The sequence below is a fragment of the Martelella lutilitoris genome, assembly GCF_005924265.1.
GTDB classification, from domain to species: Bacteria; Pseudomonadota; Alphaproteobacteria; order Rhizobiales; family Rhizobiaceae; genus Martelella; species Martelella lutilitoris.
In genome coordinates, this window is record NZ_VCLB01000007.1 from 242,689 (window position 1) to 257,177 (window position 14,489).

The following is a 14,489-nucleotide window of genomic DNA, read 5'->3' on the forward strand; positions in this document are numbered from 1 at the left end:
CGGGTCTTTTTTACCAAAGTTTAGCGCCCGAATGCCTTTTTTCCCCGGCATCGCGGTGCTATAGCCCTCGGGACTTCTTGCAACAAAAGGGCGTTTCCGACGGCGCCCGCTAGACGAGGATGGATAATGACGAAGATCAAGGTGGCAAATCCGGTCGTCGATCTCGACGGCGATGAAATGACCCGCATCATCTGGCAGTTCATCAAGGAAAAGCTGATTTTCCCGTATCTCGACCTGCCGATCGAATATTACGACCTTTCGGTCGAAAATCGCGACGCCACCGACGACCAGGTTACCGTTGATGCCGCCAACGCCATCAAGAAGCACGGCGTCGGCATCAAATGCGCGACCATCACGCCCGATGAGGCCCGCGTCGAAGAATTCGGCCTGAAGAAGATGTGGCGTTCACCGAACGGCACGATCCGCAACATCTTGGGCGGCGTGATCTTCCGCGAGCCGATCATCATGCAGAACGTGCCGCGCCTGGTTCCCGGCTGGACCCAGCCGATCATCGTCGGCCGTCACGCCTTCGGCGACCAGTATCGCGCGACCGACTTCAAGTTCCCCGGCAAGGGCAAGCTTTCGATCAAGTTCGTCGGCGAGGACGGCCAGGAGATCGAGCACGAGGTCTTCGACGCCCCCTCCTCCGGCGTTGCCATGGCGATGTATAATCTTGACGATTCGATCCGCGACTTCGCGCGCGCCTCGCTGAACTACGCCCTGATGCGCGGCGTTCCCTGCTACCTGTCGACCAAGAACACCATTCTCAAGGCCTATGACGGCCGCTTCAAGGACCTGTTCCAGGAAGTCTACGAGAACGAGTTCAAGGAACAGTACGAAGCCAAGAAGATCTGGTACGAGCACCGCCTGATCGACGACATGGTCGCGGCCGCGCTGAAGTGGTCCGGCGGCTATGTCTGGGCCTGCAAGAACTATGACGGGGACGTTCAGTCCGACATCGTCGCCCAGGGCTTCGGCTCGCTCGGCCTGATGACCTCGGTTCTGATGACGCCGGACGGCAAGACGGTTGAGGCCGAAGCCGCCCACGGCACGGTGACCCGTCACTACCGCCAGCACCAGAAGGGCCAGGAAACCTCGACCAACTCGATCGCCTCGATCTTCGCCTGGACGCGCGGCCTTGCCCATCGCGGCAAGCTCGACGGCAATGAAGAGCTGACGAACTTCGCCCACACGCTGGAAAAGGTCTGCATCGACACGGTCGAAAGCGGTCACATGACCAAGGACCTGGCGCTCTTGATCGGCCCCGACCAGCCCTGGCTGTCAACCACTGCCTTCCTCGACAAGATCGACGAGAACCTGCAGAAGGCCATGACTGCCTGAGACCGCCTCGGATAAGGATCAGAAGACCCGGCCATCGTGCCGGGTTTTCTTGTTTGTGGTCGACCGATGGACCAAAGTCGTGCGCATCATCGCGCGGAAAACCCTTCACACGCTTTCTGTTTTGGATAACAATACCGGATGTGAGCCGCTGAGGAGATCCGTTCAGGCAGCGAAAAGTGCCGGACGGAAGCGGGAGGAGATAGCGATGGCTTATGGTTCGAGGCCGGCTGCAAGCCGGGCCCATGCCGATTACGTGACCGCGACGGCGCTTTCCGCAAACGGTCCGGCGCGCTCGACCGTCGCCGCCTCCTGGTGGCGCTCGCTGGTCCAGCATGGCCTCGACCCGGCAGGCGCAAGGCCGCGCCGGGCCGAAACGCTCAGCGGCCCGGAGCTGAGGCAGCGGATGGAAAATTCCGATCTGCTGATGCATGTGGCGCGCGCCAAGCTCGATCATCTCTACAAATGCGTCTCGCTTTCCGCCTGCGGCGTGTTCCTCAGCGACGCCGATGGCGTGGTTCTCGACGCGCGCTGGCGCAGCGGCGACCAGACGAGCTTCGAAAGCTGGGGCCTCAAGCCCGGCCGAAGCTGGTCGGAGGCGGCCGTCGGCACCAATGGCATCGGGACCTGCCTCGCCGAGGAGCGCGCGCTGATCATCCATCGCGACGAGCACTTTCTCGATCGCAACATTTCCATGAGCTGCATCGACGCCCCCATCTACGGCGCCGATGGCCAGCTGATCGGCGCGCTCGACATTTCCTCGGCCCGCAGCGACCAAACCGCAACCGCCAACCAGATGATCGCGGCCCTGGTGCGCGAGACCGCGCGGAAGATAGAAGCCGACTGTTTCCGCCACGGGCATAGCGGCCAGCGCGTGATCCTTATCGACGACAGCGACGAGGGCGATGCGGTCGTCGCCGGAGGAGCCGCCGTGGCGCTGCTCGCCGTCGACGAGAATGATCTGGTGATCGGCGCGACCCGCGGCGCACGTCTGGCGCTCGGTCTCGCCGCTTCCGGCCCGTTCTCGCCCGTTCCTGCTGACGACTTGCTCGCGGGCGGCGCGGCGGACACCGGGCTCGCTTCTGCCGAACGCGCCGTCATCCTCAAGGCGCTCGCTCGTCAGAACGGCAATGCAAGCCGTGCCGCAAAGGAACTCGGCATCGGACGCGCCACGCTCTACCGCCGCATGAAGCGACTCGGCCTCCCCTCCCGGTTCGAGCAGAACTAGACTGCGCAATGCAGTCGCAATCGACGATGCGCTGATCCAGCGCAAGCGTTTTCCGCCCTCAATGTTTTCGGCTTTGAAACTGTCTCATTTGCGAGACAGTCTCCGCCCGCGGCTGGCCTGACGATGATGACAAAAGTCAATCGCGCGCTGACACTCGGCGCCTCGACAGTGTTCAGGATGATTTCTGGGAGGAAACGCAATGAACGAGATGACCAAACCCGAAGGGCTGCTCAAATCCCCCTTCAAGGACCGCTATGACAACTTCATCGGCGGCAAGTTCGTCGCGCCGAAGAACGGCCGCTATTTCACCAACACCACGCCGATCACCGGCGCTGCGATCAACGAGATCGCCCGTTCCGACGCCGCCGATATCGAACTGGCGCTCGACGCCGCCCATGCCGCCAAGGCGAAATGGGCCGCGACATCGCCGACGGACCGCGCCCGCGCGCTCTTGAAGATCGCCGATACGATCGAGGCCAACCTTGCCCTCATCGCCACCTGCGAGACCTGGGACAACGGCAAGCCGATCCGCGAGACGATGAATGCCGACATTCCGCTCGCCGCCGACCACTTCCGCTACTTCGCCTCGGCGCTCCGCGCTCAGGAAGGCTCGATGAGCGAGATCGACGACGACACGATCGCTTATCACTTCCACGAACCGCTCGGCGTGGTCGGCCAGATTATCCCGTGGAATTTCCCGATCCTGATGGCTGCGTGGAAGCTGGCGCCGGCAATTGCCGCCGGCAATTGCGTGGTGCTGAAGCCGGCCGAACAGACGCCCGCCTCGATCCTGGTGCTGGCGGAGCTGATCGGCGACATCCTGCCGCCCGGCGTACTCAATATCGTCAACGGTTTCGGACTGGAGGCCGGCAAGCCGCTGGCGCAGAGCTCGCGCATCGCCAAAATCGCCTTCACCGGCGAGACGACCACCGGCCGTCTGATCATGCAGTATGCCACCGAAAACCTCATTCCGGTGACGCTGGAGCTCGGCGGCAAGTCGCCCAACATCTTCTTCAAGGATGTGATGCGCGAGGATGACGGTTTTCTCGACAAGGCGGTCGAAGGCTTCGTGTTCTTCGCGCTCAATCAGGGCGAGGTCTGCACCTGCCCGTCCCGCGCCCTGATCCAGGAGGATATCTACGACGCCTTTATGGAACGCGCCATCGCCCGCACCAAGGCAATCATCCAGGGCGACCCGCGCGCCGAAAACACCATGATCGGCGCCCAGGCATCGAGCGAGCAGAAGGAAAAGATCCTGAGCTATTTCGATATCGGACGTCAGGAAGGCGCGGAAGTCCTTCTCGGCGGCAAAGCGGCCGATCTCGGCGGCGAGCTTTCGAACGGCTATTATATCGAACCGACGATCCTCAAGGGGCACAACAAGATGCGCGTGTTCCAGGAGGAAATCTTCGGCCCGGTCGTCTCCGTGACCACCTTCAAGGACGAGGCGGAAGCGCTCGAAATCGCCAATGACACGCTCTATGGCCTTGGCGCCGGCGTGTGGTCGCGCGATGCCAATACGTGCTACCGCTTCGGTCGCCACATTCAGGCAGGCCGCGTCTGGGTCAACAACTACCACGCCTATCCCGCGCATGCGGCCTTCGGCGGCTACAAGCAGTCGGGCATCGGGCGTGAAACCCACAAGATGATGCTCGACCACTACCAGCAGACCAAGAACCTGCTGGTCAGCTACTCGACCGAGAAGGTCGGCTTCTTCTGAGGACACAAGAAGAGGGTGACAAGCCCCCTCCTCCCTGAAGGCGGGCGGAGCGCAAGCTCCGTCCGCCGAAGACTGCGATGGGAAACATCATGGAAACGCCAGCCATCAACTGTGTCACGGACCAGACCCTGCCTGCGGGCGCGGAACCGAATTGCCGCGTCACCGCCACGCTTGCGGCGCGCGCGCTGATCCGCGAAATCCAGTCCGAGTACGGCGAAATCATGTTCCACCAGTCCGGCGGCTGCTGCGACGGTTCATCGCCAATGTGTTATCCGAAAGCCGAATTCCATCTCGGCAGCGGCGACGTCTTGCTCGGCGAGGTGGAAGGCGCGGAAGTCTGGATTTCCGGGCCGCAATTTTCCGCCTGGAAACATACCCAGCTCATCCTCGACGTCGTTCCCGGTCGCGGCGGCATGTTCAGCCTCGACAATGGCCGCGAAAAACGGTTCCTGACCCGGTCGCGCGTTCTGAGCGATGAGGAACAGGCGGCGCTGGGAGAAAAAGACGGCAGCCGGAGCGACGCCTGAGAATAACCGGCAGGCCCTCCCGGCGGCCGCTTCCTTGCTCTGTTCTTACCCTCAACTCCGGTCAGCAGAACGCGCAGCGCGCGCCATGTCCCGCATCTGGGCGTTCTCCGGAACGACATTTATGCCTTGCCTTTCTGCCGGGGATGAGCGAGAACATAAAAAGAACAAAAGGAGGCGCGCATGAGCAGAATCACCTTGTATACCAACCCGCTTTCGCGCGGTCGGATCGCACGCTGGATGCTGGAGGAAGTCGGGGCAGACTACGAAACCCGCATCTTGACCTATAACGGCACGATGAAAGAACCGGCCTATCTGGCGATCAACCCGATGGGAAAGGTGCCGGCGATCATCCATGACGGCAAAGCGGTGACAGAATGCGCCGCGATCTGCGCCTATCTCGCCGATGCCTTTCCCGACGCCGGGCTCGCACCCGAGCCGTCCGAGCGGGGCGATTATTATCGGTGGATGTTTTTCGGCGCCGGCCCCCTTGAAGCTTCGGTCACCAACAGATCACTGGGCTTTATTGTGCCGCCCGAGAAAGAGCGCGTCGCCGGCTACGGCAATTTCGATCATGTGATGGACACGCTCGACGCCTGGCTGTCGGAGCATCCCTACATCGCCGGCCACAGGTTCACCGCCGCCGATGTCTATGTCGGCGCGCAGATCAACTGGGGCATGCAGTTCGGCACCTTCGACAAGCGCGAATCCTTCGCCGCCTATGCCGAACGCCTCGCCGCCCGTCCGGCTTTCATCCGCGCCACCAGGCTTGATGACGAGGCGGCAGCCGCCGCATAGAGCATCGGGGCAAGCCCGGGAATGATGACAGGATGTGACGCCGCAGGTCAGGCGGCGTCGTCCACCGGCTTGGCATCCGCCGGAATGTAGTTGAGCACAGGCCCGAGCCAGCGCTCGACCTCCTCGATCTCCATGCCCTTGCGCGCGGCATAGTCTTCCACCTGGTCGCGCTCGACCTTGGCAACGCCGAAATAATAGCTGTCCGGGTGGCCGATATAGATGCCCGACACCGACGAGCCCGGCCACATGGCATAGCTTTCGGTCAGTTCCACGCCGGTCGCCTTCTCGGCATCGAGCAGATCGAAAAGCGTGCGCTTCTCGGTGTGGTCCGGCTGGGCCGGGTAGCCGGGGGCCGGTCGGATGCCGCCATAGGGCTCGCCGATCAGTTCGGCATTGGTGAAGTTCTCGTCCGGCGCATAGCCCCAGAATTCGCGGCGCACGCGCTCGTGCATCCGCTCCGCAAAGGCCTCGGCAAAACGGTCGGCAAGCGCCTTGACCATGATCGAGGAATAGTCGTCATTGGCGCGCTCGAAGCGCTCCGCGATTGCGATTTCCTCAAAGCCGGCCGTGACGACGAAGCCGCCGACATAGTCCTTTTTGCCGCTTTCGACCGGCGCGACGAAATCGGAAAGCGCCACATTCGGCCGGTCGCCGCGCTTGGAAAGCTGCTGTCGCAGCGTGAAGAAGGTCGCCAGTTCTTCTTCGTGGTTCTCGTCCTTGTAGAGGCGGATATCGTCGCCGACGGCATTGGCCGGCCAGAAGCCGATGACCGCGCGCGGCCGGAACCATTTCTCCTCGATGATCTTCTTCAGCATCGCCTGCGCATCGGCATAGAGCTGACGCGCGGTTTCGCCCTGTTTCTCGTCGTCCAGAATGTTGGGGAAGCGGCCTTTCAGTTCCCATGTCTGGAAGAACGGCGTCCAGTCGATATAGCGGGACAGCTCCTCAAGGTCATAGTCGTCGAACACCTTGGTACCCAAAAATGACGGCGCGTGCGGCGCATACCCGTTCCAGTCGACCTTGACATGGTTGGCGCGCGCGGCGGCGAGCGGCAGGCGGTTCTTCTGCGCCTCGGCCCGGCGATGGCTTTCGGCCACCTTGGCGTATTCCGCCTGAATGCCGGCGATATAGCCCTCCTTCAGTTCCGCAGACAGGAGATTGTTGACCACGCCCACGGCGCGGCTCGCGTCCACCACATACACAACCTGGCCCTTGTTATAGGCCGGGTCGATCTTCACCGCCGTATGGGTCCGGCTGGTGGTCGCTCCGCCGATCAGCAGCGGGAGATCGAAGCCCTGCCGCTCCATTTCGGAGGCCACATGCACCATTTCATCAAGCGATGGCGTGATCAGGCCGGACAGCCCGATGATATCGGCCTTGTGTTCCTTCGCCGCCGCCAGGATCTTTTCCGCCGGCACCATCACGCCGAGATCGATGATCTCGTAATTGTTGCAGGCAAGCACGACGCCGACGATGTTCTTGCCGATGTCATGCACGTCGCCCTTCACCGTCGCCATGATCACCTTGCCGTTGGAGCCGCCCTCCTCCGCGCCGCTGAGGCGTTTTTCCTCTTCCATGTAGGGCAAAAGCACGGCGACGCCCTGCTTCATCACGCGCGCGGACTTCACCACCTGCGGCAGGAACATCTTGCCCGCGCCGAACAGGTCGCCGACAACATTCATGCCGGCCATCAGCGGGCCCTCGATGACGTGCAGCGGACGCTCCGCGGCCTGGCGCGCTTCTTCCACGTCGGCCTCGACATATTCGGTGATGCCGTTCACCAGCGCATGCTCCAGCCGCTTTTCCACCGGCCATTCGCGCCAGGCGAGATCCTGCTTGCGCTCTTCCGCCTTGCCGGTTCCGCGATAGCGCTCGGCTATGTCGAGCAGCCGCTCGGTCGCATCCGAGCGACGATTGAGCACGACATCCTCGCAGGCCTCGCGCAGTTCCGGATCGATCGTCTCGTAGACGATCAGCTGGCCGGCATTGACGATGCCCATGTCCATGCCCGCCTGGATGGCGTGGTAGAGAAAGACCGCGTGCATGGCCTGGCGCACCGGCTCGTTGCCGCGGAAGGAGAAGGAGAGGTTCGAGACGCCGCCCGAGACATGCGCGTAAGGCAGGTTCTTGCGAATCGCCCGCGTCGCCTCGATGAAATCGACGCCGTAATTGTCGTGTTCCTCGATCCCGGTCGCGACGGCGAAGATGTTCGGATCGAAGATGATGTCTTCCGGCGGGAAGCCGACCGTCTCGGTCAGGATCTTGTAGGCGCGCGAACAGATTTCGACCTTGCGCTCGAAGGTGTCGGCCTGGCCCTTCTCGTCGAAGGCCATGACCACGGTTGCCGCGCCATAGTCCCGGATCAGCTGCGCCCGTTCGATGAACTGCGCCTCGCCTTCTTTCAGCGAGATCGAGTTGACCAGCGACTTGCCCTGGGCGCATTTCAGCCCGGCCTCGATGATCTCCCATTTCGAGGAGTCGATCATCAGCGGCACGCGAGCGATATCCGGTTCGGCGGCGATCAGGTTCAGATATTCGACCATCGCCTGTTCCGAATCGATCAGGCCCTCGTCCATGTTGATGTCGATGATCTGCGCGCCCGCTTCCACCTGGTCGCGGGCAACATCGAGCGCGGTCGCGTAGTCGGCATTGGTGATCAGCTTGCGGAACTTCGCCGAGCCGGTGACATTGGTGCGCTCGCCGACATTGACGAAGGGAATGTCCTTGGTCAGGTGAAACGGCTCGAGACCCGAAAGCGAGAGCACCGGCTTGTGTTCCGGCACCTCGCGCGGCGCGAAATTGGAGGCGATCGCGGCGATCGCGCCGATATGTTCCGGGGTCGATCCGCAACAGCCGCCGACGATGTTGACGAGGCCCTGCTGGGCGAACGGGCGGATCAGCCCGGCCATTTCCTCCGGATCCTGGTCATACTGGCCGAACTCGTTCGGCAGGCCGGCATTGGGATAGGCGCAGATATAGGTGTCGGCAACGCCGGAAAGCTCCTGCAGGTGCGGCAGCATCGCGTCAGCGCCGAGCGCGCAGTTAAGGCCGATCGTGAACGGATCGGCATGCGACAGCGAATTCCAGAAGGCGGTCGGCGTCTGGCCGGAGAGCGTGCGGCCGGAAAGGTCGGTAATCGTGCCGGAGATCATCAGCGGCAGTTCGATTCCCTTGGCGCGAAACGCCTGGCGGGCTGCGAAGACGGCGGCCTTGGCATTCAGCGTATCGAAGATGGTCTCGATCAGGATCAGATCCGATCCACCATCGATCAGACCCTCGATCTGCTCGCGATAAGCATCACGCAATTGATCAAAGGTTACAGCGCGATAGCCAGGATTGTTCACGTCCGGTGAGATCGAGGCCGTGCGGTTGGTCGGCCCGACCGCCCCGGCGACGAAACGGCGGCGGCCGTCTTCCTGCTGGGCACGGATCGCGGCGCGGCGGGCAAGCCGCGCGCCGTCCCGGTTCAACTCATAGACCATGTCCTCCATCTGGTAGTCGGCCTGGGCGATGCGGGTGCTGGAAAACGTGTTGGTCTCCAGAATATCCGCGCCGGCAATGGCGTATTCGTAATGGATATCCTCGAGCGCCTTCGGCTGGCTCAGGATCAGAAGATCGTTATTGCCCTGCTGATGGCAGGCGCAGCCAATGAAGCGGTCACCGCGGAAATGATCCTCGTCGAAGCCCAGACCCTGGATCTGCGTGCCCATGGCGCCATCGAGGATGAGGATGCGCTCGCGGGCGGCCTTTTCCAGTGCGGCACGGATTTCCTTGCCGGTGCGCTTCGGCGCCTCTTCTCCGAACAGTTCGTCAAGCATCTGCCATCTCCAGTTTCCGAGGCCATGAAATCACATAAAGATATCTTTATGTCAACATGTCTATAGGGAGGCCATTTGCCCTTGGCGTCCGGTCAACGGATGATTTTCGCCGCATGCTTCGGTTTTCCGGCATTCTTTGCGCATGATCAAGCGGGATGCAAATCGGAATTGAGATGCTATCCTGCGCGCTATATAAACTAATCAAGTGACTGAACGGAGCGTGCGCGACCAATCCGGATGCCTCATCCGACAGTAGCGATCAACATTTCCCGTGCGCCAGCGCAGCGCCCGGTTGCATCAAAGGGAGGGTAACCCATGAAACCGAAGATCAATACGCTCGTCGCCCCGCCGCGCTGGATCAACAGGCCCTATCACCGCGAATGGCTGTGGAAACAGGCCAATGACCTGTTCGACTATTTCCAGTACCGCTCGGTGAACCCGAAGGGCGGCTTCTTCGAATTCGACAAGGATGGCAGGCCGACCGGCGGGGACAATCCGGTGCGCGGCATCCATACCACGGCGCGCATGGTTCACTGCATGGCGATCGGTCACCTTCTCGGACGGCCCGGCTGCGACGACCTGATGGACCACGGCATGCATTATCTGTGGGAGAACCATCGCGACAAGGAACGCGGCGGCTATTTCTGGCAGGTCAATGATGACGGGCCCGTGGCCGACCCTTCGAAACAGGCCTATGGCCACGCCTTCGTGCTGCTTGCGGCTTCTTCCGCGAAATTCGCCGGTCATCCACTGGCCGATGCGATGATCGCCGACGTCACCGAGGTCATCAACAAGCATTTCTGGGAAGACAAGCACGGCGCCGTCGCCGAGGAATTCGAGACCGACTGGACGCCCGTGCGCGGCTATCGCGGCCAGAACTGCAACATGCACATGACCGAGGCGCTGATGGAGGCCTATGAGGTCACCGGCGATATCGAATATCTGACCAAGGCCAAGCGCATTGCCGAGCTGATCATCCACAAGCACGCCCGCGAATGCGGCTTCCGCGTCGCCGAGCATTTCACCGAGGACTGGAAGGTCGACTACAATTATTCGGGCAACGAAATGTTCAGGCCCTCCGGCACCACCCCCGGGCACTGGCTGGAGTGGACGCGTCTTCTTCTCCAGCTTCACACGCTCACCGGCCGCTCGCACAGCTGGATGCCAAAGGCCGCGCATGAGCTCTTCGTCTCCGCCTTCAAGCTTGGCTGGGATTATGAAAAGCGCGGCATGTTCTACACGCTCGACTGGGACAACAAGCCGAAGAACCGAGCCAAGCTCTGGTGGCCCCATTGCGAGGGCATCGGCGCGACGCATTTCCTCACCTCGCATTTCGGCCAGGACATGCACATGTATGCCTATCGCAAACAGTGGAGCTTTGTCGCCAATCATCTGATCGACCACGAAAAAGGCGGCTGGCACGAGGAGCTTTCGGAAGACCTGGTGCCGCAGGCGACGCTTTTCCCAGGCAAGAGCGACATCTACCACGCGCTTCAGGCCTGCCTCATTCCGCTCTTCCCGGCACTCGGCAGCCTTCCGGAAGTGATCTTCCGCGAAGTCAAGCACTGAACTTTCACGCCATTCAATCGGGTGAAAACATTGCGGGCCTTCAGGGCCCGCTTTATATAGGTGCGCGAGACAACCGCACCTCTGAGCGACAGGACAGGAAAATGGCAGCAAAGATTTTCATCGACGGCGAACACGGCACGACGGGGCTGCAGATCCGCACCCGCATGGCTGAACGCCGCGATGTCGAGCTTCTGTCGATCCCGCATGAGGAACGCCGCAATCCGAAAATGCGCGAAGACCTGATCAACAGCGCCGATATCGCCATCCTCTGCCTGCCCGACGACGCCTCTCGCGAAGCCGTCGGCATGCTCGCGGGCAATAACAGCGTGCGCGTCATCGACACGTCGACGGCCTATCGCGTCAATCCCGACTGGGCCTATGGCTTTGCCGAGATGGACAAGGACCAGGCCGAGCGCATCCGTGGCGCCCGTTATGTCGCCAATCCCGGCTGCTACCCGACCGGCGCGATCGGCCTCATCCGTCCGCTGCGGGCCGCCGGCATCATTCCCGACAGCTATCCGGTCACGATCAACGCGGTCTCCGGCTACACCGGCGGCGGCAAGAACCTGATTGCCCAGATGGAGGATAAAAGCCGCGACGACCACATCGACGCGCAGCATTTCCTTTATGGCCTCAACCTGGCGCACAAGCATGTGCCGGAAATGACCACGCACGGCCTTCTGCCGCGCGCGCCGATCTTCTCGCCGTCCGTAGGCCGCTTCCCGCAGGGCATGCTGGTTCAGGTGCCGCTTTACCTCGAGGAGCTTGAAGGCGAGCACAATCAGGAAAGCATCCACGCGCTGCTTTCGGAATACTATGCCGGCCAGGACATCGTTCGCGTCGTGCCGCTTGCCGAAAGCGGATCGCTCGCGCGCCTCAATGCCGAAGAGCTTGCGGGCCAGGACATCATGAAGATCTACGTCTTCGGCGGCGGCGCTCATGTCAATCTGGTCGCCCAGCTCGACAATCTCGGCAAGGGTGCATCGGGCGCCGCCGTCCAGAACATGGACCTGATGCTGTCGGCCTGAACGGTGAACAATCCGTCGACCGGTTCGCCCGTCGCGGCCGGTCGCCCGCCTCGCTATATTGGGTGAAAGCAATCAGCGAGGATTTGCCCGATGTCTACGCAATCGCGTCTTCCCGTCTTCTTCATTCCCCATGGCGGCGGTCCCTGGCCATTCATGCACGGGCCCGAGGGCGTTCTCCCGCCGGGTGACCCGTGGAAGGAACTGGAGATCTACCTCAAGGGGTTCGACAGTGCGCTCGGCCGCCGCCCGAAGGCGGTTCTGGTGATTTCGGCCCATTGGGAAAAGGTCGACAGGCTGACCGTCTCCACGGCAGCGCACCCCGGCATGTATTTCGACTATTACGGCTTTCCGCCGCATACCTTCGAGCTCGACTACCCTGCCCCCGGCGCGCCGGACGTTGCCGAGCATGTGCGTGACGTGCTGGCGTCCGCCGGTATTGAAACGGCAACGGATTCCGAGCGCGACTTCGACCATGGCGTCTTCATCCCGTTCATGATGATGTACCCAAAGGCCGACGTGCCGATCGTGATGATGTCGCTTGATCCGGACCTTTCGGCCGAGACCCATTTCAGGATCGGCGAGGCGCTGCAAGCGTTGCGCGACGAGGATATCCTGATCGTCGCCTCGGGCCTTTCCTATCATAATATGCGCATGTTCTACCGCCAGGACGAGGCCCATGCGGCGGCGGCAACCCGGTTCGACGACTGGCTGAAGGATGCGCTTTCGATCGCGGACCCGGCCGAACGCGCGGCCCGGCTCGCCACATGGACCGAAAATCCCGATGCGCTGGAATGCCACGTGCCCGATCACGACCATCTCGTCCCCGTCTTCGTCGCCGCCGGCGCTGCCGGCAAAGACACCGGAAAGCGGGAGTTTCAGGGCAATTTCCGCGGCAAGCCCTACTCGGCCTATCGCTTCGGCTAGTCCCTCTCAGACCTCTTCGATGAGAGGCCTACGATAGCCGCGCAGATGGCCGGTGACGAGGATCAGCACGATGATCGCGCCGGCCTGATGCGAAAGAGCCAGCCACAGCGGCATCTGCAGCACCAGCGTGAAGATACCGAGCACCGCCTGCAGCAGGATGACGACCAGGATCGCCAGCGCCCCGCGCGCATGCTGTGAGAGTTCCAGATCAAGCCCGCGCGCCACCGCGCCGCGCCACTCCGTCAGATAATGCAGAAGCGCCAGCAACAGCAGGACATAGCCGCCCATGCGGTGGGTGAACTGCACGGTCTTCGGGTTTTCGAAGAAGTTCAGCCATGCCGGCTGATGCAGCAGCAGGTCCTGCGGCACGATCGCGCCATCCATCAGCGGCCAGGTATTGTAGGAAAGCCCGGCATCCAGCCCGGCCACGAGCGCGCCGAGATAGATCTGGATGAAGGCCGCGACGAGAAGCACGATCGCGAACCCGTGCGAAGCGCCGGTCGGCGGATCCTCATGGCGTCGCGGCTTCAGCCCCCTTGCGATGTAGACGCAGGCCGCAATGATCAGACAGGCCATGATCAGATGGACGGCGAGGCGGTACTGGCTGACGTCGGTGCGTTCCGATAGGCCCGATGACACCATCCACCAGCCGATGAAGCCCTGCAGCCCGCCGAGCGCGAGCACCCCGGTCAGCGGCCAGCCAAGCCCCTTCGGCAGGCGCTTCGATATCCAGAAGAAGAGAAGCGGTAGGGCGAAGATCAGCCCGACCGCGCGCGCCAGCAGGCGGTGGCTCCATTCCCACCAGAAGATGTTCTGGAATTCGGCAAGCGACATGCCCTTGTTCAAAAGCTGGTATTCGGGGATCCGCTTGTAAAGCGCGAATTCCTCCTGCCATTCGGCAAGGCTCAGGGGCGGAATGATGCCGTGGATCGGCTTCCACTCGGTGATCGACAGGCCCGACTGCGTCAGCCGGGTCGCGCCGCCGACCAGCACCAGACAGAACAGCGTCAGAACGACGAAATAGAGCCAGCCCCGCACGAGCGCTGCGTTGAACCGCTGTTCGCTCTCGCTAATGGCGGGGGAAGTTGCATTTGCCATCGGCCTTTTCTCCAGTCAAACCAGCATTGCCATTGCCGCTCATGTGCATGACTTGACGGATCGCGTCCGCCGGGCTTCACACATGCCGATCGACGGCATAGTCTCACATCACTTCATAAGGGGGGAATTGCGACCGTGCCAGTCAGATTGCGTAAATTTATCGGGACGATACTGATCGTCACGCTGGTGATCGTCTATGCCCTGACGGCCACGACGCTGGCAACCGTCGTGCTGGACGGTCGACCCGCCTGGGCTGCGCTGCTCTATTTCTTCCTGACTGGCCTGCTCTGGATCATTCCCGCGATGTTCATCATCAAGTGGATGGCCGGTCCGCCGGCGAACCGGCGCTGATCCTGTCTCGACGATGATTTTTCGACCGGGCATGGAACCGCCGAAGATTTCCCACATTGGAAATGTTATAGATCGTCAACACAGACAACGCTC

11 protein-coding genes are annotated in these 14,489 nt (G+C 62.0%); 9 read left to right on the top strand and 2 right to left on the bottom strand.

The genetic code is table 11. The features are described from left to right. Positions 1 to 126: 126 nt before the first annotated feature. The 5 genes from FF124_RS14045 to FF124_RS14065 all read left to right on the top strand — a co-directional run bounded on the left by FF124_RS14045 (position 127) and on the right by FF124_RS14065 (position 5,608). A complete protein-coding gene (locus tag FF124_RS14045; protein ID WP_138749118.1) occupies positions 127 to 1,341 on the top strand; it encodes an NADP-dependent isocitrate dehydrogenase in 1,215 nt (404 codons plus the stop codon). Between the two features lie 205 nt (positions 1,342 to 1,546). Beyond that, positions 1,547 to 2,566: a GAF domain-containing protein gene (locus tag FF124_RS14050; protein ID WP_138749119.1), complete on the top strand. Its 1,020-nt coding sequence runs from the start codon at positions 1,547 to 1,549 to the stop codon at positions 2,564 to 2,566. A 208-nt stretch (positions 2,567 to 2,774) separates the two neighbouring features. Then, positions 2,775 to 4,286: an aldehyde dehydrogenase gene (adh, locus tag FF124_RS14055; RefSeq protein ID WP_210237476.1), complete on the top strand. Its 1,512-nt coding sequence runs from the start codon at positions 2,775 to 2,777 to the stop codon at positions 4,284 to 4,286. 89 nt (positions 4,287 to 4,375) lie between these two features. Then, positions 4,376 to 4,813 carry a DUF779 domain-containing protein gene (locus FF124_RS14060; RefSeq protein WP_246072435.1) on the top strand — a complete coding sequence of 146 codons (438 nt, stop codon included), beginning with the start codon at positions 4,376 to 4,378 and terminating at the stop codon, positions 4,811 to 4,813. A gap of 180 nt (positions 4,814 to 4,993) precedes the next feature. Then, on the top strand, positions 4,994 to 5,608 hold the full coding sequence (locus FF124_RS14065) for a glutathione S-transferase family protein (protein ID WP_138749121.1): 615 nt from the start codon (positions 4,994 to 4,996) through the stop codon (positions 5,606 to 5,608). A 47-nt stretch (positions 5,609 to 5,655) separates the two neighbouring features. Here FF124_RS14065 and metH read toward each other — a convergent pair whose 3' ends face one another. Beyond that, positions 5,656 to 9,426 (bottom strand): methionine synthase, encoded by a 3,771-nt coding sequence (metH, locus tag FF124_RS14070; protein WP_138749122.1) that lies wholly within the window; start codon positions 9,424 to 9,426, stop codon positions 5,656 to 5,658. 315 nt (positions 9,427 to 9,741) lie between these two features. On the opposite strand from metH, the gene FF124_RS14075 reads away from it, so the two are divergent. The 3 genes from FF124_RS14075 (at position 9,742) to FF124_RS14085 (ending at position 12,947) form a co-directional block, all read left to right on the top strand. Then, positions 9,742 to 10,995 carry an AGE family epimerase/isomerase gene (locus FF124_RS14075; RefSeq protein WP_138749123.1) on the top strand — a complete coding sequence of 418 codons (1,254 nt, stop codon included), beginning with the start codon at positions 9,742 to 9,744 and terminating at the stop codon, positions 10,993 to 10,995. A 101-nt stretch (positions 10,996 to 11,096) separates the two neighbouring features. After that, on the top strand, positions 11,097 to 12,023 hold the full coding sequence (argC, locus tag FF124_RS14080) for an N-acetyl-gamma-glutamyl-phosphate reductase (RefSeq protein ID WP_138749124.1): 927 nt from the start codon (positions 11,097 to 11,099) through the stop codon (positions 12,021 to 12,023). A gap of 90 nt (positions 12,024 to 12,113) precedes the next feature. After that, entirely contained in the window at positions 12,114 to 12,947 is an 834-nt protein-coding gene (locus FF124_RS14085) for a DODA-type extradiol aromatic ring-opening family dioxygenase (protein ID WP_138749125.1), read from the top strand. Between the two features lie 6 nt (positions 12,948 to 12,953). On the opposite strand, the gene FF124_RS14090 is transcribed toward FF124_RS14085, so the two are convergent. Continuing rightward, positions 12,954 to 14,045, bottom strand: coding sequence for a COX15/CtaA family protein (locus FF124_RS14090; RefSeq protein WP_138749126.1), 1,092 nt, complete (start codon positions 14,043 to 14,045; stop codon positions 12,954 to 12,956). Between the two features lie 135 nt (positions 14,046 to 14,180). On the opposite strand from FF124_RS14090, the gene FF124_RS14095 reads away from it, so the two are divergent. Then, complete coding sequence (locus FF124_RS14095; RefSeq protein WP_138749127.1) at positions 14,181 to 14,396, top strand: DUF2842 domain-containing protein; 216 nt, start codon at positions 14,181 to 14,183, stop codon at positions 14,394 to 14,396. Positions 14,397 to 14,489 lie beyond the last annotated feature (93 nt).